This is a genomic window from Pseudomonas sp. D1-36 (assembly GCF_051132205.1).
Taxonomy (GTDB): domain Bacteria; phylum Pseudomonadota; class Gammaproteobacteria; order Pseudomonadales; family Pseudomonadaceae; genus Aquipseudomonas.
Genome location: NZ_CP071674.1, coordinates 1085153 through 1103062 on the forward strand (window position 1 = coordinate 1085153; position 17910 = coordinate 1103062).

Consider the following 17910-nt stretch of genomic DNA (forward strand, 5'->3'; position numbering starts at 1 on the left):
AACGGCTCGGACCTGCGCTGTATACCGCGAAGAACATCGCAATCATGCCAGGCACAGACTTTTAGCTAGACGAGTCGACCCTATTCGGGGTCACGGAGTTCTTTCCTTGCTTATGCGCGAAACCCCTGTAGTCATCGATGGCCCGGTGGGCCAACTGGAAGCCTTGTACCTGGACAGCGAGGCTCCCCGCGGCCTGGCGCTGATCTGCCACCCGAACCCGGTACAGGGTGGGACCATGCTCAACAAAGTGGTGTCGACCCTGCAACGCACCGCTCGGGATGCCGGCCTGGTTACGTTGCGTTTCAATTATCGTGGCGTCGGCGCCAGTGCCGGCAGTCATGACATGGGTACCGGCGAAGTGGATGACGCCCAGGCCGCAGCCGCCTGGCTGCTGGAAAAACACCCCGGCCTGCCGCTGACCCTGTTCGGTTTCTCTTTCGGCGGCTTCGTTGCCGCGACCCTCGGCGGGCGCCTGGAAGCCCAGGGTCAATCCCTCAAGCACCTGTTCATGGTTGCCCCCGCGGTGATGCGCCTGAACGAGCAATCGCCTTTGCCGAAGGGGGGAGAGTTGACCGTGATCCAGCCGGAAACCGACGAAGTGGTGGATCCGCAACTGGTTTACACCTGGTCCGAGGCGCTCGAACGCCCCCATGAGCTGCTGAAAGTGGCAGAATGCGGACACTTTTTCCATGGCAAGCTGACCGATCTCAAGGATCTGCTCTTGCCGCGCCTCTCGAATTGACAGCAGTCTGACAAGCGATAATCCATGACGACGCGTACCCGTATCCTGACTGGCATCACCACTACTGGCACCCCGCACCTGGGCAACTATGCTGGCGCCATCCGTCCGGCGATCCTCGCCAGCCGCGACAGCAATGCCGATTCGTTCTACTTCCTGGCTGACTATCACGCCCTGATCAAGTGCGATGACCCGATGCGCATCCAGCGCTCGCGCCTGGAAATCGCCGCCACCTGGCTGGCTGGCGGCCTGGATGTGGACCGTGTGACGTTTTATCGCCAGTCTGACATTCCCGAAATTCCGGAGCTGACCTGGCTGCTGACCTGCGTCGCCGCCAAGGGCCTGCTCAACCGTGCCCACGCCTATAAGGCGTCGGTGGACAAGAACGTCGAGGCCGGCGAAGACCCGGACGCCGGCATCACCATGGGGCTGTACAGCTACCCGGTGTTGATGGCGGCTGACATCCTGATGTTCAACGCTCACAAGGTGCCGGTCGGTCGCGACCAGATCCAGCACGTGGAAATGGCCCGCGACATCGGCCAGCGCTTCAACCACCTGTTCGGCAAGGGCAAGGCGTTCTTCACCATGCCCGAGGCACTGATCGAGGAAAGCGTCGCCACGTTGCCGGGGCTCGATGGCCGCAAGATGTCCAAGAGCTATGACAACACCATCCCGTTGTTCAGCAGCGCCAAGGACATGAAGGATGCGATCTCGCGGATCGTCACTGACTCCCGCGCACCAGGCGAAGCCAAGGATCCGGACAACTCGCATTTGTTCACCTTGTTCCAAGCGTTCGCCACTGCCGAACAGTCCGCCGAGTTCCGTAGCGAACTGCTGCAGGGCCTGGGTTGGGGCGAAGCCAAGAATCGTCTGTTCCAGTTGCTCGACAGCGAGCTGGGCGAAGCGCGCGAGCGTTATCACCAGTTCATCGAGCGCCCATCGGACCTCGAAGACATCCTGCAACTGGGCGCGAGCAAGGCCCGGGCCGTGGCGACACCGTTCCTCAACGAGCTGCGGGAGGCCGTCGGCCTGCGCTCCTTCGTCAGCCAGGTCCAAGTGGCGACCCAGACCAAAAAGAAAGCAGCCAAGGCAGCGCGCTTCGTCAGCTTCCGCGACGAGGACGGGAGTTTCCGATTCCGCCTGCTTTCCGCCGATGGCGAGCAACTGTTGCTCTCCAACAACTTTGCCGACGGCAAGACAGCGGGGCAGGTGACCAAGCAGTTGCAGTCCGGCCAACCCTTGGACGTACGCAGTGACGACTTGGGTTTCGGTGTCTGGCTCGACGGTGCATGCGTGGCCCAGAGCCCGGCGTTTGCTGACAGCGCCGCTCGGGATGCGGCCATCGACGCGTTGCGCGTGGCCCTGACGCCTGCCCAGGACTAAGCGAAGACGTCACCCGACCATCGGCCCGAATAAGGGCCGATTGCCATTCTTCTGGGCCATCGCTACAGTGACGGCCCGTTTTTGTTGCCTTGCTAACGAATATGACGCCCCTAGAACGATATCAAGCTGATCTGAAACGCCCGGAATTCTTTCACGACGCAGCCCAGGAAACGGCCGTGCGGCACTTGCAGCGCCTGTACGACGACCTGATCGCCGCGTCGAACAACAAGCCGGGCTTGTTGGGCAAACTGTTCGGCAAGAAAGACCAGGCGCCGGTCAAGGGCCTGTATTTCTGGGGCGGCGTCGGCCGTGGCAAGACTTACCTGGTGGACACCTTCTTCGAAGCGCTGCCGTTCAAGGAAAAGACGCGGACGCACTTCCACCGCTTCATGAAGCGCGTGCACGAAGAAATGAAAACCCTGGGCGGCGAAAAGAACCCGCTGACCATCATCGCCAAGCGCTTCGCCGCCGAAACCCGGGTGATCTGCTTCGATGAATTCTTCGTCTCCGACATCACCGATGCCATGATCCTGGGCACGCTGATGGAAGAGCTGTTCAAGAACGGCGTGACCCTGGTCGCCACCTCGAACATCGTGCCCGATGGCCTCTACAAGGACGGCCTGCAACGGGCGCGTTTCCTGCCGGCCATCAAGCTGATCAAAGAACACACCGAAGTTGTCAACGTCGACAGCGGCGTGGACTATCGCCTGCGTCACCTCGAGCAAGCGGAGCTGTTCCATTTCCCGCTGGATGCCGCCGCCGAAGAGAGCCTGCGCAAGAGCTTCCGCGCCCTCACGCCGGAATGCACCCAGGCGGTCGAGAACGATGTGCTGATCATCGAGAATCGCGAAATCCGCGCCATCCGCACCTGTGACGACGTGGCCTGGTTCGACTTCCGCGAATTGTGCGACGGCCCTCGCAGCCAGAACGATTACATCGAGCTGGGCAAGATCTTCCACGCTGTGTTGCTCAGCGGCGTCGAGCAGATGAGCGTCACCACTGATGACATCGCTCGGCGTTTCATCAACATGGTTGACGAGTTCTACGACCGCAACGTGAAGCTGATCATCTCGGCCGAAGTCGAACTCAAGGACCTGTACACGGGCGGGCGCCTGACGTTCGAGTTCCAGCGGACCCTGAGTCGCTTGCTGGAGATGCAGTCCCACGAATTCCTGTCGCGGGCGCATAAGCCTTAAGAGATCGGAAAATCAAAAAAGGCCTGCGATTGCAGGCCTTTTTATTTGCTGGTTCCCCACTTAACCCCTGTGGGAGCGAGCTTGCTCGCGATGGCGATGTGTGAGTCAACATCCATGCTGCTGATCCACCGCCATCGCGAGCAAGCTCGCTCCCACAATGGATTTTTGCCCGGTACTTGGGCTACGCCGCCTGCTGAAACTGCTGCCGATACTGGTTCGGCGACAGGTCGGTGTGTTGCCGGAACAGTCGCGCAAAAAAGCTCGCGTCGTCGTAACCCACTTCATAACTGATGGTCTTGATGCTCTTTCGACTGCCGGACAGCAGGCCCTTGGCGGTTTCGATCCGCAACCGTTGCAGGTAATGCAGGGGCTTGTCGCCCGTGGCGGTCTGGAAGCGACGCATGAAATTGCGGATGCTCATGCCGTGCTCGCGGGCGACGTCCTCGAAGCGGAACTTGTCGGCGAAGTGCTCTTCGAGCCACTGCTGGATCTGCAGGATGATCACATCCTGATGCAGCTTCTGCCCGCCGAAGCCGATCCGTCCTGGTGAATAGCTACGTTGCACTTCATAGAGAATGTCCCGCGCCACGGCTTGGGCGACGTTGGCGCCGCAGAAGCGCTCAATCAAATAGATATACAGATCACATGCCGACGTGGTGCCACCTGCGCAGAACAAGTTGTCCGCGTCGGTCAAATGCTTGTCCTGGTTCAAGTGGACCTGGGGGAAACGTTCCTTGAAGGCATTGAAAAAGCGCCAATAAGTGGTGGCCTCCTTACCGTCGAGAAGCCCAGCCTCGGCCAGCCAGAAGACCCCGGTGGCTTCGCCGCAGAGCACCGCGCCGCGCGCGTGTTGTTCGCGCAGCCACGGCAGGACTTGTGGGTAACGTTGGCTGAGGGTTGCGAAATCATCCCAGAAGGCCGGCAGGATGATGACGTCGGTGTTTTCCAGGCCGCCGTCCACCGGCATGATCACATCGCTGAAGCTGTTCACCGGTTGGCCATCGGGGCTGACCAGGCGGGTTTCAAACGCCGGCGTCAGGCCGTGGCCCAATTGTTTGCCATAGCGCAGGCTGGCCAGGTGGAAAAAATCCTTGGCTTGCATGAGGGTGGAAGCGAAAACCCGGTCGATGGCCAGGATGCTGACGCGCCGCAAGGGCGTGGAGACGTGCATGGACATAATTCATCTTTATTTTTATAGGGGATAGTGGTCATCAAACGGCTGGATCGTCTTATTTTTTGGCGCAAGTGTCCAGTGTCCCGTTGTGCGCGGCAGGCTTAGGCTCTGTCGGATAAGCCATCCAACAATAACCAAAGGTGCGCCATGATCCCCAGAACCCTGTTCAGTCCCGAGCACGAATTGTTTCGCGACAGCGTACGAACTTTCCTAGAAAAAGAAGCCGTGCCGTACCACAGCCAGTGGGAAAAACAGGGGCACATCGATCGTGAACTCTGGAACAAGGCAGGGGAGGCGGGGATGTTGTGCTCGCACCTTCCGGAGGCCTACGGTGGGCTGGAAGCGGATTTTCTCTACAGCGCGGTGGTGATCGAGGAAATCGGTCGCCTGGGGCTGACCGGGATCGGTTTCTCGTTGCACTCCGATATCGTTGCGCCGTACATCCTTCATTACGGCAGCGAGGCGTTGAAACATAAATATCTGCCGAAACTGGTATCCGGCGAAATGGTGACCGCCATTGCCATGACCGAGCCGGGCGCGGGCTCCGACTTGCAAGGGGTGAAGACCACCGCGGTGTTGGACGGCGATGAATACGTCATCAACGGCTCCAAGACATTCATCACCAACGGCTTCCTTGCGGACCTGGTCATCGTCGTCGCCAAGACCGACCCGAAGGCTGGCGCCAAGGGCACCAGCCTGTTCCTGGTGGAAGCGGGGACGCCCGGCTTCGAGAAAGGCAAGCGCCTGGAAAAAGTGGGAATGAAAGCCCAGGACACGTCCGAATTATTCTTCCAGGACGTGCGGGTGCCGAAGGAGAACCTGTTGGGGCAGGCGGGTATGGGGTTCGCCTACCTGATGCAGGAACTGCCGCAGGAGCGCCTGACCGTCGCCATTGGTGGCCTCGCCTCGGCCGAAGCGGCGCTGCAATGGACACTGGACTACACCCGCGACCGCAAGGCATTCGGCAAGTCCATTGCCGAGTTTCAGAACACCCGCTTCAAACTCGCCGAAATGGCCACCGAAATCCAGATTGGCCGGGTCTTTGTCGACCGTTGCCTGGAGCTTCACCTGCAAGGCAAGCTCGACGTGCCGACGGCGGCGATGGCCAAGTACTGGGGCACCGATCTGCAATGCAAAGTGCTGGACGAATGCGTACAGCTGCATGGCGGTTACGGTTTCATGTGGGAATACCCGGTTGCCCGGGCATGGGCGGATGCGCGAGTGCAGCGGATCTATGCCGGGACCAATGAAATCATGAAGGAGATCATTGCGCGGTCGCTTTGATAAGGGGGTGGCCTTGAGTCCGCTATCGCGAGCAGGCTCGCTCCCACAGGTGTTTGTGTCGCTCGCGATCTAGCGGTCGAACATAAAGCCAGTGTGGGAGCGAGCCTGCTCGCGATTGGGCCTATGAGTCAATCAAGGCGCCGGGTTCGGCTGATCCTTGTGAATCGCCTCGATCCCCGCCAGCACTTCATCCGACAGCTTCAAGTCGAAGCTGGCGATGTTGCTGTCCAGTTGCTCCAGCGTGGTGGCGCCGATGATGTTGCTGGTGACGAATGGCTGTTGGGTGACGAACGCCAGCGCCATCTGCGCCGGGTCCAGGCCGTGCTCACGGGCCAGGGCCACATAGCGGCTGCACGCGGCTTCCGACTGCGGATTGAAGTAGCGCATGAAGCGGCTGTACAGCGTCAGGCGGCCTTTGGCGGGGCGCGCGCCGTTTTCATATTTCCCCGACAGGAAGCCGAACGCCAGCGGTGAATAAGCGAGCAGGCCGCACTGTTCGCGGATGGCAACCTCGGCCAGGCCGATTTCAAAGCTGCGGTTGAGCAGGTTGTACGGGTTCTGGATCGACACGGCGCGCGGCCAGCCACGGGCCTCGGCCAAAGCGAGGAATTTCATGGTGCCCCACGGCGTCTCGTTGGACAGGCCGATGTGGCGGATCTTGCCGGCCCGGACCTGCTCGTCGAGGGCTTCGAGGGTTTCCTCCAGGGGCGTGAAGTCTTCGTCGGCCTTGTGGGTGTAGCCCAGTTGGCCAAAGAAATTGGTGCTGCGTTCCGGCCAGTGGAGTTGGTAAAGGTCGATCCAGTCGGTCTGCAGGCGCTTGAGGCTGGCGTCCAGTGCTTCGACGATGTGGCGGCGGTTGTGCTTGAGGTTCTTGTCGCGAATGTAGTCGATGGTGTTGCCTGGGCCGGCGATCTTGCTCGCCAGGATCCAGTCGGCGCGGTCGCCACGGCTCTTGAAGTAGTTGCCGATGTAGCGCTCGGTAGTCGCGTAGGTGTCGGCCTTGGGCGGCACGGGGTACATTTCGGCAGTGTCGATGAAGTTGATGCCGGCACCCTTGGCGCGTTCGATTTGGGCGAATGCCTCGGCCTCGCTGTTCTGCTCACCCCAGGTCATGGTGCCGAGGCACAGGGCGCTGACATTCAGATCGGTACGGCCTAGCTTGCGATAGTCCATCGGGGACTCCTTGGGCAAAACAATCATAAAAGCAGGTTGAAATATTTTTCGCAATCTGCATAATTGCGCACCTCTTTCTGCAGTGGAAGTGATGCGCCGCCGCCGAAGAATCTTGCCGTTGAACGGACGCGCCGACCCGAGCCCCCGAAAGCGTCTGTATCCGGCTGCCTTTGACTTGTCAAAGTACGCACTATTCAGTAAGATCCGCCGTCTAATTTACAGGGCGGCCCCTGAGGCTATAAAGAATGAAAACTTTTACTGCTAAACCGGAAACAGTAAAGCGCGACTGGTTTGTCGTCGACGCTGCTGGTCAGACCCTGGGTCGTCTGGCCACCGAAATCGCGAGCCGTCTGCGTGGCAAGCACAAGCCTGAGTACACCCCTCACGTTGACACCGGCGACTACATCGTCGTAATCAACGCCGAGCAAGTACGTGTTACTGGCGCTAAAACCACTGACAAAATGTACTACTCCCACTCCGGTTTTCCTGGCGGCATCAAGTCGATCAACTTTGAAAAGCTGATCGCCAAAGCCCCTGAGCGCGTGATCGAGACCGCGGTTAAAGGCATGCTGCCTAAGAACCCGCTGGGTCGCGACATGTATCGTAAGCTGAAGGTTTATGCGGGCGCTGCTCACCCTCATACTGCTCAGCAGCCCCAAGAACTGAAGTTTTAACGGAATAGTTCATTATGTCGGCGACTCAAAATTACGGCACTGGCCGTCGCAAGACTGCAACCGCACGCGTTTTCCTGCGTCCGGGCACTGGTAACATCTCCATCAACAACCGCTCCCTGGATAACTTCTTCGGCCGCGAAACTGCCCGCATGGTAGTTCGTCAGCCGCTGGAACTGACCGAGACCGTCGAAAAATTCGACATCTACGTCACCGTTATCGGTGGTGGTGTAAGTGGCCAGGCTGGCGCAATCCGCCACGGCATCACTCGCGCCCTGATGGATTACGACGAAACTCTGCGCAGCGCCCTGCGTAAAGCTGGCTTCGTAACTCGCGATGCTCGCGAAGTTGAACGTAAGAAAGTCGGTCTGCGTAAAGCGCGTAAGCGTCCGCAGTACTCGAAGCGTTAATTTCGCTTCCGCGTTCAAAAGGCGCCCAGTTCCTCACGGAGCTGGGCGTTTTTTTATGTGCGAAATAAATGCTCTGTGACAACTTGCCACATTCGTAGAGCCCCTATACTACAAGGCTTGGCGGTTTAGCCGCTTGGTAATTACCTTGTCAGAATTGGGGGTTTTCATTACCATTCGGCAAAATTTTTATAAGTTCAGATTTTTACTTAGTAGACGCCTGATTTAACAGGCCACAAAGCTGATGGGAGAGGACTGAATGAGCAATGACGGCGTGAATGCAGGCCGGCGTCGCTTCCTGGTAGCAGCCACATCCGTGGTGGGTGCTGCAGGAGCGGTGGGGGCTGCGGTCCCGTTCGTGGGGTCATGGTTTCCCAGCGCCAAGGCGAAAGCCGCAGGTGCACCGGTGAAAGTGAATGTCAGCAAGATCGAGCCAGGCCAGCAGATGATTGCTGAATGGCGCGGTCAGCCGGTGTTTATCGTCCGCCGTACAGAGGAAATCCTGGGGAATCTGAAAAAGATCGAGGGCCAGCTCTCCGATCCCTCCTCCAAGAACTCGGTCCAACCGGAATACGTCAACCCTGAAACGCGCTCGATCAAGCCGGAAGTCCTGCTGCTGATCGGGATCTGCACGCACCTGGGTTGCTCGCCAACGTTCCGTCCCGAAGTGGCCCCTGCCGACCTGGGTAAAGACTGGGTCGGTGGTTATTTCTGCCCATGCCACGGCTCCCACTATGACCTGGCCGGTCGCGTCTACAAATCGCAGCCCGCACCCCTGAACCTGCCAGTTCCCCCGCATTCCTATGAGTCGGACGACATCATTGTCGTTGGCGTCGATACGGAGAAAGCGTGATGAGCAAATTAATGGACTGGTTTGATGCGCGCTTTCCCGCGACCAAAATGTGGGAAGACCATCTCAGCAAGTATTACGCTCCGAAGAACTTCAACTTCTTCTACTTCTTTGGCTCCTTGGCGTTGCTCGTCCTGGTCAACCAGATCGTCACCGGCGTCTGGCTGACGATGAGCTACACCCCCTCGGCAGAAGAGGCGTTCGCCTCCGTTGAATACATCATGCGCGACGTCGAGTACGGCTCGATCCTGCGCCTGCTGCACTCCACCGGCGCTTCGGCGTTCTTTATCGTCGTTTACCTGCATATGTTCCGTGGCCTGCTTTACGGTTCATACCAGAAGCCGCGCGAACTGGTGTGGGTCTTCGGCATGCTGATCTACCTGGCGCTGATGGCTGAAGCCTTCATGGGCTACCTGCTGCCGTGGGGCCAGATGTCCTACTGGGGTGCCCAGGTGATCATCTCGCTGTTCGGTGCGATCCCGGTCATCGGCGATGACCTGACCCAGTGGATCCGCGGTGACTACCTGATCTCGGGCATCACCTTGAACCGCTTCTTCGCTTTGCATGTGGTTGCCCTGCCGATCGTGATCCTCGGCCTGGTAGTGCTGCACATCCTGGCGCTGCACGAAGTGGGCTCGAACAACCCGGACGGCGTGGACATCAAGAAGCACAAGGACGAAAACGGCGTACCGCTGGATGGCATCGCCTTCCACCCGTACTACACCGTGAAAGACATCGTCGGCGTGGTGGTCTTCCTGTTCATCTTCTGCTCCATCGTGTTCTTCTTCCCGGAAATGGGCGGTTACTTCCTCGAGAAGCCGAACTTCGAACAGGCCAACGCCTTCAAGACCCCCGAGCACATTGCTCCGGTCTGGTACTTCACGCCGTTCTACGCAATTTTGCGGGCTGTTCCTGACAAGCTGCTGGGCGTCATCGCCATGGGCGCCGCCATTGCCGTGCTGTTCGTCCTGCCGTGGCTGGACCGCAGCCCCGTCAAGTCGATGCGTTACAAAGGCTGGCTGAGCAAGATCTGGCTCTGGGTGTTCTGCATTTCGTTCGTGATCCTGGGCGTGCTGGGCGTACTGGCGCCGACACCGGGCCGGACGCTGCTGTCGCAGGTCTGCACATTCCTGTACTTCGCCTACTTCATTCTGATGCCTTTCTACACCAGGCTCGAGAAGACCAAACCGGTTCCGGAAAGGGTGACTGGCTGATGAAAAAACTATTTGCTGTACTGATTCTTGCTGCCATGCCAGCACTGTCCTTTGCGGCTGAACACGGTGGTCCGGAATTGGAAAAAGTCGACATCGACGTTTCCGACAAGGCGGCCATGCAGGACGGCGCTCGTACGTTCGCCAACTATTGCATGGGCTGCCACAGCGCCAAATTCCAGCGTTACGAGCGCGTGGCCGATGACTTGGGCATCCCCCACGAGCTGATGCTCGAAAAGCTTGTGTTCACTGGCGCCAAGCTGGGCGATCACATGAATATCGGCATGCAGCCTGCGGACGCCAAGTCATGGTTTGGCGCCGCGCCGCCGGACTTGACCCTGGTGGCCCGCGTGCGGGGTACCGATTGGCTCTACGGCTACCTGCGCTCGTTCTACGAAGATCCTGCGCGCCCATTGGGTTGGAACAACAAGGTCTTCCCGAACGTCGGGATGCCGAACGTACTGGTCGGCTTGCAAGGTCGCCAAGTGGTAGGCTGCAAGCAGGTCCAGATCGTCGAGGACGGCAAGAAGCAATATGATCCGCTGACCGGCACGGCTTTGACTCATGAGGCCTGCGACCAGCTGACCATCGTGCCAAACTCTGGCACTCTGACGCCTGAGCAGTTTGATGAGAAGGTCAAGAACCTGGTGACCTTCCTGGCCTACTCGGCCAACCCGGTGAAGCTGGAGCATCAGCGCATCGGTACGTATGTATTGCTGTACCTGGCGTTCTTCTTCGTATTCGCTTATCTGCTCAAGCGTGAATACTGGAAAGACGTGCATTGATAAAGCTGTAAGCCGTTGCTGTTAATCGTGCGCGCCCAAGGGCGTCTCTGAAGGTGTAACGAGCCTGGTCGGCCAGGTGGTTACGGGAGACGTCCTCTGGGCGCGCTCGTTTTTCCGTTTTTCGAAAATTTCAACAAGCGAGGAGGATCGCCATGGGCGTGACCAATCGGTTGGCCTGTTACTCCGACCCCGCCGACCACTATTCCCACCGGGTACGCATCGTACTGGCCGAGAAGGGTGTCAGCGCCGAGATCATTTACGTTGAAGCGGGCCGTCAGCCGCCGAAGCTGATCGAGGTAAACCCTTACGGCAGCCTGCCAACGCTGGTCGATCGTGACCTGGCCTTGTGGGAGTCGACCGTGGTGATGGAGTACCTGGATGAGCGTTATCCGCATCCGCCTTTGCTGCCGGTATACCCCGTCGCGCGTGCCAACAGTCGCTTGCTCATCCATCGCATCCAGCGTGACTGGTGCGGGTTGGTGGATCTGATCCTGGATCAGCGAACCAAGGAACCGGCACGGGTCGTGGCGCGTAAAGAATTGCGCGAAAGCCTGACGGGCGTGTCGCCGCTGTTTGTCGACAAGCCGTTTTTCCTCAGTGAGGAACAAAGTCTGGTGGATTGCTGCCTATTGCCCATACTCTGGCGTTTGCCGATCCTGGGTATCGAACTGCCGCGGCCCGCCAAGCCGCTGCTTGATTATATGGAGCGCCAATTTGCGCGTGAGGCTTTCCAGGCGAGTCTGTCTGCTGCCGAACGTGACATGCGCTAAGGCTTAGGGAGCCGCTATGAACTCCAGTCGACCTTATTTGGTCCGCGCGCTCTATGAGTGGATTGTGGACAACGATTGCACCCCGCACATGCTGGTCAATGCCGAGTATCCCTCGGTCCAGGTGCCGCAGGGTTTTGCCAACGACGGGCAGATTGTATTGAACGTATCGCCGGCCGCTGTGCGTCATCTGCACATGGATAATGATGCGGTCAGCTTCGAAGGGCGTTTTGGCGGGGTACCGCATACGCTTTATGTGCCGATTGCTTCGATCCTGGGGATTTATGCTCGGGAGAACGGGCAGGGCATGGTGTTCGAGTTGGAAGTGCCGTTGGATGGCGAAGAAGAGTTCGAGGCGGATGATGATATGCCGCCACCCGATGACGAACCGCCGCGGCCTAGTGGGCGTCCGAGCTTGAAGGTGGTGAAATAGCTGGCGGGTTTAGCAGTTTGCCGGCTAGTTGAGAAGAGTGCCCGTGTCGCGAGATGCGGGCGTTTTTTTGGTTGAGTGTGGTGTGTGTATCCGTTTCTTTGGTAACGGCTGCTTATGGTTCCGCCCTTACGGCGGGTCACTTTTTTCAGACGCCAAAAAAGTAACCAAAAAGGCTTTGCCCCACCACTCGGCACCTCGCCCAGGCGAGGTGTTCCCTCACTCCGGCCTTGCTCCGTGGGCCCGCCGCGAAGGGCCGTCCCTGGCCCAGCGCGGCTATCCCGGCATCCATGCCGGGATGCCCACTGCGCAAGGCCTGCGTTCGGCCATCGTGGTTAACGGGGCGTCGAAGATCAAAGTCCAAAGCAAAAGCAACGGCAAGAGCAAGAGCGAGAGCGAGAGCGAGCGGGCGCGCTGACCCCACCCCCCCCAACGACGCATAAAAAAACGGCGCTTTCCTTTCCAGGAAAAGCGCCGTTCTTGTGCGAGCATTTATATCAGTCGATGTACTCAAACAACTTCACAATCTTTTGTACCCCAGAGACACCCTGAACCAAATTGGTCGCCTGCGCAGCCTCCTGCTTGGTCAGCAGCCCCAGCAGATAGACAATCCCGTTCTCGGTCACGACCTTGATGCGCGACCCTGGAATGCTGGCGTCGGTCAGCATCTGCGTCTTGATCTTGGTCGTCAGCCAGGCATCGTTCTGGCGCGCCAGCAGGGAAGAGGGCTGCAAGACCTGCAATTCGTTATGCACGGTCTTGACCCGCTGCACGGCGCTGGCCTCCTGCTCGGCCTTGGCCTTGAGGTCGGCCCGTGGCGTCTGGCCGGCCAGCAGCACGACGCCGTTGAAGCTGGTGACGACGATGTGCGAATTGTTGTCCAGGTCCGGGTCGGCCTTGGCGATGTTCACGCCGACTTTGGTTTCGATCAGGGAGTCATCGATCTTGCTGCCGAAGGTGCGGGTGCCGCGGTCATCTTCGATCGGCTTTTCCCGGCTGGCGTTAACCACCGATGTGCAGCCGCTGATGCCGAGGCACAGGGTCAGGGCCAGAAGGCCTAGGCGATTAGGGGTCATTCTTCACTCCCGAACAGTTGGCTGTCGATCAAGTCGCAAAGGCAATGGATCGCCAGCAGGTGGACTTCCTGAATACGTGCGGTGACATTGGCCGGTACGCGAATCTCGACGTCTTCGGGCAAGAGCAAGGATGCCATGCCGCCGCCGTCGCGACCGGTCAATGCTACGACAATCATTTCGCGATCATGTGCGGCCTGGATCGCTTGAATAATATTGGCCGAGTTACCGCTGGTGGAAATCGCCAGAAGCACATCGCCGGGTTGGCCGAGGGCGCGGATCTGCTTGGAGAACACTTCGTTGTAGCTGTAATCGTTGGCGATCGAGGTGATCGTCGAGCTGTCGGTCGTCAATGCGATGGCCGGCAGGCTCGGGCGTTCGCGTTCGAAGCGGTTGAGCAGCTCCGATGAGAAGTGCTGGGCATCGCCGGCCGAACCGCCGTTGCCACACGAGAGCATCTTGCCTTCGTTGAGCAAGGCGTTGACCATCACTTGGCTGGCTTGCTCGATGTGTGGTGCAAGTACGTCCATCGCCTGTTGCTTGGTGTCGATACTGGCCTGAAAAAGCTGGCGGATTCGCGATTGCATGTCCATCTGTGTGACCTTAAGTAGCGCGACTTATCGGCACAAGCATGTGCGGCGCGCAAAGCAAAGAGCAAAAAAGTTGAATGAAGGTGTCCGGCCAGGCTGGGCGTTCAACTGTCGAAGGCGTTCTGCAGCCAGTTCAACTGGTCGGCGTTGCTGTCGATGGCGACCACGTCGAAGCGGCAGGGGTAATCGGCCCAGCGAGACTCGCGTTGCAGAAAGTACTGCGCGGCGAAAATCAGTTTCTGGCGCTTGCGCTCGTCGATGCTCTCGATCGCGCCGCCCCATTGGGTATTTTTTCTGTAGCGGACTTCGACGAATACTACTGTATCGCCGTCAAGCATGACCAGATCCAGCTCGCCCCGTTTACACAACCAGTTCTGTGCCAGCAGGCGCAGACCTTGTTGTTGCAGATGCGCGAGGGCTTGGCCCTCGGCATCCTTTCCGCTTTGCAAGTGTGATCGGTCAAGCATCAGCGCTGGGTGTCCGGCAGGCGCTGCACCTGGCCATTGATGAACTGGGCCCACGGCAATTGACGTTGCACGCGTTGGGTTGGCGAGATCGCCAGGCTGCCTGACAGGCCTTCGATGCGGCTGTCCGGAAGTGCCTTGAGCTGGCCCAGGCGTGGAGCGAGGCGATAGGCGTCGGCACCCATCGCATACAGTCGGCCCAGGCTGCCACCGGCCTGCGGCCATTGTGCAGTGACCTGCTGACGCAGTGGGTCGTTAGCGTCGAGCAGCCATGGCGTTTCACAGAAACGCACGCCATTCATGTCGTTGTACTGGTTCTGGTCGCCGCTGACGCTGAATACCGAAGACGTCGCATAGACCGGCACGTCGCCGGCGTACTGGAAGTTCAGGGTCGGCTTGATCTGCTGGGCCTGCTGCGGAGTCGATGCCAGGAAAATGAACTCGATGTCCTGGCGACGCGAAGGCTGGGCCGCTACTGCGGTGCCCACCGTGCTTTGCAGGCTCTTGGCGCGACCTTCGCTCTGGCGCAACTGGAACATGTCGGCGATCTGCTGGGCCAGTTGCACAGGCTGGTCGACACGCTCGATCGCAACGATGGTGCCGCCATTGGCCTGCCAGTCCTGGCTGAAGGCTTTCAATACCCGATCGCCCCATTCGCCTTTCGGCACCATGGCGGCGGCGCGATGCAGGCCGTCGGCGCGAGCACGACGGGATACTTCGCGGGCTTCATCTTCCGGGGCCAAGCCGAACTGGAAGAGTTGGGGTGGGCCCTGTTCGCCCTCGCTGTAGTTCAATGCCAGGGTGGTAATCGGCAATTGCGGGCGAAGGCTGATCTGCTTGACCAGTGGTTTTTCCAGCGGGCCGACCACCAGTTGTACGCCGTCGGCCTGGGCCTTGCGGTAGAACTCGTCCATGGAAGTCAGGCTGGCGCTGTCATAGACCTGAATGCTTGGCGGCTTCTGTCCGGCCTGTTGGGCCTGGTAGTGCGCAGCCATGAACCCTTCGCGCAGGGCTTTGGCAACCGAGGCCAGCGGGCCGTTCTGCGGCAGCAGCAAGGCGATCTTGCTCAGCGGCTGGCTTGCCAGCTCCTTGAGCTTGACGAGTGGCGTCGGCAGTTGAAGCGCGGCTGGGTGTTTCGGGTTTTGTTCGCGCCAGCTGTCGATGGCGGCCTGTTGTTGCTCCAGGGTGCCGGCGGTTTTCACCGCCTTGGCCAGGCTCAACCAGCCACCGAGGTCGTCGGTGGTCGGTTGCAGTTGATCGGTAGGCAGCGAAGCGATCAGCGACCAGATCGCCTCGTGGTTTTTCGCCGCGGCTTCGCCTTCCAGCAACGGCGCGATAAAGATCCGCTCCTTGGCGGCCGCCAGGGTCTGGCCATCGGCTTCAAGGGCGCGAGCACGCACGGTGCCGGTGCGCACTTGCTGTTCCACCGGCATTTCGCCCAGGTGCTGCAGGCTTGGATGGCCCAGGGACGTCAGCGCTGCCTTGGGCTGGTTGCGGGTCATCGCCAGTTCGGCTGACAGCGTGCTGGCGAAAATCTGCTGGCCGGGCTTGAGTTGCTCCAGCGGCACTTGTTGCAGGATCTGTGCGGACTGGCCGGCATTGCCCTGGCGGTAGGCCAGGTCCGCAGCGCTCAGGCGCAGCAGGGCGGCTTTTTCCGGGTTTTTGCTTTGAGTGGCCTGTTCGAGCAATTGCTCGATACTGGCATCCGGGGTCCGTGGGAGTTCGCCAAGGCTGGACGAAGGCGAACTGGCGCAAGCCGCCAGGAGGGCAGCGAGGCAGAGGGCGGAGAGCAGCCGCAGGCAAGCGATCATGTAAGTGTTCCTGATACGAGATCAAATTAGCGTCGAATTGTACCCAAGCAGCGGCTGGGGCGCGATGTTAGTGGTGTGAATCGATCAATTTAGGTATTTCAAAGAGTGCGGCGCAGCATAAATCCGAGGGTGTCGATTCCCCGTGGCGAGGGAGCTTGCTCCCGCTGGGCCGCGCAGCGGCCCCAAAACCATTCAACACGGTACATCAGAATGTGGCTGTCAGATTTTTACGGCTGCTGCGCAGCCGAGCGGGAGCAAGCTCCCTCGCCACAACTGCTAATGTGACCGGCCGAGAATGGCGGCACACGCTACAATGGCGGTTTTTACCCTCATGAGGTGTGCGTTTTGACTGCTCCAGGTGCTTCGAATTCCGCTGCTGGCTCGCTTTTCGTGGTGGCGACGCCTATTGGCAACCTGGACGATATCAGCGCCCGTGCGCTGAAGATCCTGAAGGACGTCGCCCTTATCGCCGCTGAAGATACCCGTCACTCCCAGCGCTTGCTGCAGCATTTCGGCATTTCCACGCCGCTGGCCGCGTGTCATGAACATAACGAGCGGGACGAGGGCAGTCGTTTTATCACCCGGCTGCTGGCGGGCGATAACGTGGCGCTGATTTCTGATGCCGGCACGCCGCTGATTTCCGATCCGGGTTATCACCTGGTGCGCCAGGCTCGTGCTGCTGGCATCAATGTGGTGCCAGTACCCGGGGCGTGTGCGTTGATCGCGGCGCTGTCGGCGGCCGGCTTGCCGTCGGATCGATTTATCTTCGAGGGCTTTCTGCCAGCCAAGGCGGTGGGGCGACGAGCGCGCCTGGAAGCTATAAAGGAAGAGCCGCGCACATTGATCTTTTATGAAGCGCCGCACCGTATCCTTGAATGCCTCCAGGATATGGAGCTGGTGTTTGGTCCCGAGCGCCAGGCGTTGCTGGCGCGGGAGCTGACGAAAACCTTCGAGACGCTCAAGGGGCTGCCCTTGGCGCAATTGCGAGGTTTCGTCGAAAGCGACAGCAACCAACAGCGCGGTGAATGCGTTGTACTGGTGGCCGGGTGGACGCCGCCGGAAAGCGAAGACGCCGTAAGTGGCGAAGCGATGCGCGTCCTGGATCTGTTGTTAGAGGAAATGCCATTGAAACGTGCGGCGGCCCTCGCCGCGCAGATCACCGGCGAGCGCAAGAATGTGCTGTATCAGGTCGCGCTGCAAAAGCAGAAGGACCAATGAAACCGCCATGCCCGGCTGGCTGCGGGCTTTTAGCGCTTGTTCTTGAGGCGCTGTACCGTTAACCTTCGCGGCGGAGAGTCGATCGGACAGTCGCTGCCCTCTATGAAAATTAGGGGGGGGAGGAAAGTCCGGGCTCCATAGGGCGAAGTGCCAGGTAATGCCTGGGAGGCGTGAGCCTACGGAAAGTGCCACAGAAAATAACCGCCTAAGCGTTTCGGCGCCGGTAAGGGTGAAAAGGTGCGGTAAGAGCGCACCGCACGGCTGGCAACAGTTCGTGGCTAGGTAAACCCCACTTGGAGCAAGACCAAATAGGGTCCCAAGGCGTGGCCCGCGCTGGGACCGGGTAGGTTGCTAAAGATGTCCAGTGATGGCCATCGTAGACGAATGACTGTTCAAGACAGAACCCGGCTTACAGATCGACTCTCCACCTTTTTCCCTCCCTGCCGGAATCGCTGGCAGACGCAGTTCCTAATACCAAAAAAATCTTACTCTTAACAAATTACTTTAACTTGTGCGCGCAGTCCCCTGTACCGCCTCAGGTTGGAGCGAAATTTCCTACGTCAGATTCTTGTTGCCCCTCCTGAAACGCTCCTAAATCTCCGATCTATAAGGCTTTTCCTTCATTCCGCGCCTTGACGGTGCGGTGGGCGCATTCCTATAGTGTGCGCAAGTGGCGGAAAGTGG

At 59.4% G+C, this 17910-nt stretch carries 19 protein-coding genes and 1 other RNA gene; 14 read left to right on the forward strand and 6 right to left on the reverse strand.

The features are described from left to right. Positions 1–112: 112 nt before the first annotated feature. The 3 genes from J3P76_RS04860 to zapE all read left to right on the forward strand — a co-directional run bounded on the left by J3P76_RS04860 (position 113) and on the right by zapE (position 3318). A complete protein-coding gene (locus J3P76_RS04860; RefSeq protein ID WP_434564148.1) occupies positions 113–742 on the forward strand; it encodes an alpha/beta hydrolase in 630 nt (209 codons plus the stop codon). A 24-nt stretch (positions 743–766) separates the two neighbouring features. Continuing rightward, the gene (locus tag J3P76_RS04865; RefSeq protein WP_434701601.1) at positions 767–2122 is read left to right on the forward strand and encodes a tryptophan--tRNA ligase; all 1356 of its coding nucleotides are present in this window, start codon (positions 767–769) and stop codon (positions 2120–2122) included. Between the two features lie 101 nt (positions 2123–2223). Then, complete coding sequence (gene zapE / locus J3P76_RS04870) at positions 2224–3318, forward strand: cell division protein ZapE (RefSeq protein WP_420765436.1); 1095 nt, start codon at positions 2224–2226, stop codon at positions 3316–3318. A 181-nt stretch (positions 3319–3499) separates the two neighbouring features. Here the strand turns inward: zapE and J3P76_RS04875 are convergent, their stop codons facing one another. Beyond that, complete coding sequence (locus J3P76_RS04875; protein WP_420765651.1) at positions 3500–4396, reverse strand: GlxA family transcriptional regulator; 897 nt, start codon at positions 4394–4396, stop codon at positions 3500–3502. 243 nt (positions 4397–4639) lie between these two features. On the opposite strand from J3P76_RS04875, the gene J3P76_RS04880 reads away from it, so the two are divergent. Then, complete coding sequence (locus J3P76_RS04880; RefSeq protein ID WP_434648883.1) at positions 4640–5776, forward strand: acyl-CoA dehydrogenase family protein; 1137 nt, start codon at positions 4640–4642, stop codon at positions 5774–5776. A 132-nt stretch (positions 5777–5908) separates the two neighbouring features. Here the strand turns inward: J3P76_RS04880 and J3P76_RS04885 are convergent, their stop codons facing one another. Beyond that, entirely contained in the window at positions 5909–6949 is a 1041-nt protein-coding gene (locus J3P76_RS04885; protein WP_420765434.1) for an NADP(H)-dependent aldo-keto reductase, read from the reverse strand. Between the two features lie 245 nt (positions 6950–7194). Between J3P76_RS04885 and rplM the strand changes: the two genes are divergently transcribed. The 8 genes from rplM (at position 7195) to J3P76_RS04925 (ending at position 12488) form a co-directional block, all read left to right on the forward strand. After that, positions 7195–7623 (forward strand): 50S ribosomal protein L13, encoded by a 429-nt coding sequence (gene rplM / locus J3P76_RS04890; protein WP_003205365.1) that lies wholly within the window; start codon positions 7195–7197, stop codon positions 7621–7623. Between the two features lie 14 nt (positions 7624–7637). After that, on the forward strand, positions 7638–8030 hold the full coding sequence (gene rpsI / locus J3P76_RS04895; RefSeq protein ID WP_003228056.1) for a 30S ribosomal protein S9: 393 nt from the start codon (positions 7638–7640) through the stop codon (positions 8028–8030). Positions 8031–8286: 256 nt separating this feature from the next. Further along, positions 8287–8880: a ubiquinol-cytochrome c reductase iron-sulfur subunit gene (petA, locus tag J3P76_RS04900; protein WP_305496657.1), complete on the forward strand. Its 594-nt coding sequence runs from the start codon at positions 8287–8289 to the stop codon at positions 8878–8880. Then, complete coding sequence (locus J3P76_RS04905; protein ID WP_305496655.1) at positions 8880–10091, forward strand: cytochrome b; 1212 nt, start codon at positions 8880–8882, stop codon at positions 10089–10091. Before petA ends, J3P76_RS04905 begins: the two co-directional genes overlap by 1 nt. After that, positions 10091–10873 carry a cytochrome c1 gene (locus J3P76_RS04910; protein WP_420765433.1) on the forward strand — a complete coding sequence of 261 codons (783 nt, stop codon included), beginning with the start codon at positions 10091–10093 and terminating at the stop codon, positions 10871–10873. The genes J3P76_RS04905 and J3P76_RS04910 overlap by 1 nt, the downstream gene beginning before the upstream one ends. 152 nt (positions 10874–11025) lie before the next feature. Beyond that, positions 11026–11643: a glutathione S-transferase N-terminal domain-containing protein gene (locus J3P76_RS04915; RefSeq protein ID WP_420765432.1), complete on the forward strand. Its 618-nt coding sequence runs from the start codon at positions 11026–11028 to the stop codon at positions 11641–11643. A gap of 16 nt (positions 11644–11659) precedes the next feature. Next, the gene (locus J3P76_RS04920) at positions 11660–12073 is read left to right on the forward strand and encodes a ClpXP protease specificity-enhancing factor (protein ID WP_039591562.1); all 414 of its coding nucleotides are present in this window, start codon (positions 11660–11662) and stop codon (positions 12071–12073) included. Positions 12074–12281: 208 nt separating this feature from the next. Continuing rightward, complete coding sequence (locus tag J3P76_RS04925) at positions 12282–12488, forward strand: nucleoid-structuring protein H-NS (protein WP_434611702.1); 207 nt, start codon at positions 12282–12284, stop codon at positions 12486–12488. A gap of 79 nt (positions 12489–12567) precedes the next feature. Here the strand turns inward: J3P76_RS04925 and J3P76_RS04930 are convergent, their stop codons facing one another. From J3P76_RS04930 to J3P76_RS04945, 4 genes are all read right to left on the reverse strand, one after another. After that, positions 12568–13146 (reverse strand): BON domain-containing protein, encoded by a 579-nt coding sequence (locus J3P76_RS04930; protein ID WP_030139689.1) that lies wholly within the window; start codon positions 13144–13146, stop codon positions 12568–12570. Beyond that, the gene (locus J3P76_RS04935) at positions 13143–13736 is read right to left on the reverse strand and encodes a phosphoheptose isomerase (protein ID WP_007928463.1); all 594 of its coding nucleotides are present in this window, start codon (positions 13734–13736) and stop codon (positions 13143–13145) included. The genes J3P76_RS04930 and J3P76_RS04935 overlap by 4 nt, the downstream gene beginning before the upstream one ends. Before the next feature lie 101 nt (positions 13737–13837). Next, positions 13838–14200, reverse strand: coding sequence for a YraN family protein (locus J3P76_RS04940; protein WP_420765431.1), 363 nt, complete (start codon positions 14198–14200; stop codon positions 13838–13840). After that, positions 14200–16008 carry a penicillin-binding protein activator gene (locus tag J3P76_RS04945; protein WP_434701602.1) on the reverse strand — a complete coding sequence of 603 codons (1809 nt, stop codon included), beginning with the start codon at positions 16006–16008 and terminating at the stop codon, positions 14200–14202. The genes J3P76_RS04940 and J3P76_RS04945 overlap by 1 nt, the downstream gene beginning before the upstream one ends. A 345-nt stretch (positions 16009–16353) precedes the next feature. Here J3P76_RS04945 and rsmI point away from each other — a divergent pair, with 345 nt between their 5' ends. Together rsmI and rnpB are read left to right on the forward strand one after the other, a co-directional pair. Next, positions 16354–17226, forward strand: coding sequence for a 16S rRNA (cytidine(1402)-2'-O)-methyltransferase (gene rsmI / locus J3P76_RS04950; protein ID WP_420765429.1), 873 nt, complete (start codon positions 16354–16356; stop codon positions 17224–17226). Between the two features lie 74 nt (positions 17227–17300). Next, positions 17301–17654: RNase P RNA component class A (rnpB, locus tag J3P76_RS04955), an RNA gene on the forward strand. The last annotated feature ends 256 nt before the right edge of the window (positions 17655–17910 follow it).

Coding starts and splice junctions, on each gene's coding strand:
- J3P76_RS04945 (WP_434701602.1), bottom strand. CDS start 16,008: ATGATCGCTTGCCTGCGGCTGCTCTCCGCCCTCTGCCTCGCTGCCCTC.
- J3P76_RS04865 (WP_434701601.1), top strand. CDS start 767: ATGACGACGCGTACCCGTATCCTGACTGGCATCACCACTACTGGCACC.
- J3P76_RS04880 (WP_434648883.1), top strand. CDS start 4,640: ATGATCCCCAGAACCCTGTTCAGTCCCGAGCACGAATTGTTTCGCGAC.
- J3P76_RS04940 (WP_420765431.1), bottom strand. CDS start 14,200: ATGCTTGACCGATCACACTTGCAAAGCGGAAAGGATGCCGAGGGCCAA.
- J3P76_RS04930 (WP_030139689.1), bottom strand. CDS start 13,146: ATGACCCCTAATCGCCTAGGCCTTCTGGCCCTGACCCTGTGCCTCGGC.
- J3P76_RS04910 (WP_420765433.1), top strand. CDS start 10,091: ATGAAAAAACTATTTGCTGTACTGATTCTTGCTGCCATGCCAGCACTG.
- J3P76_RS04915 (WP_420765432.1), top strand. CDS start 11,026: ATGGGCGTGACCAATCGGTTGGCCTGTTACTCCGACCCCGCCGACCAC.
- petA (WP_305496657.1), top strand. CDS start 8,287: ATGAGCAATGACGGCGTGAATGCAGGCCGGCGTCGCTTCCTGGTAGCA.
- J3P76_RS04920 (WP_039591562.1), top strand. CDS start 11,660: ATGAACTCCAGTCGACCTTATTTGGTCCGCGCGCTCTATGAGTGGATT.
- rplM (WP_003205365.1), top strand. CDS start 7,195: ATGAAAACTTTTACTGCTAAACCGGAAACAGTAAAGCGCGACTGGTTT.
- J3P76_RS04860 (WP_434564148.1), top strand. CDS start 113: ATGCGCGAAACCCCTGTAGTCATCGATGGCCCGGTGGGCCAACTGGAA.
- rpsI (WP_003228056.1), top strand. CDS start 7,638: ATGTCGGCGACTCAAAATTACGGCACTGGCCGTCGCAAGACTGCAACC.
- J3P76_RS04935 (WP_007928463.1), bottom strand. CDS start 13,736: ATGGACATGCAATCGCGAATCCGCCAGCTTTTTCAGGCCAGTATCGAC.
- J3P76_RS04885 (WP_420765434.1), bottom strand. CDS start 6,949: ATGGACTATCGCAAGCTAGGCCGTACCGATCTGAATGTCAGCGCCCTG.
- zapE (WP_420765436.1), top strand. CDS start 2,224: ATGACGCCCCTAGAACGATATCAAGCTGATCTGAAACGCCCGGAATTC.
- J3P76_RS04905 (WP_305496655.1), top strand. CDS start 8,880: ATGAGCAAATTAATGGACTGGTTTGATGCGCGCTTTCCCGCGACCAAA.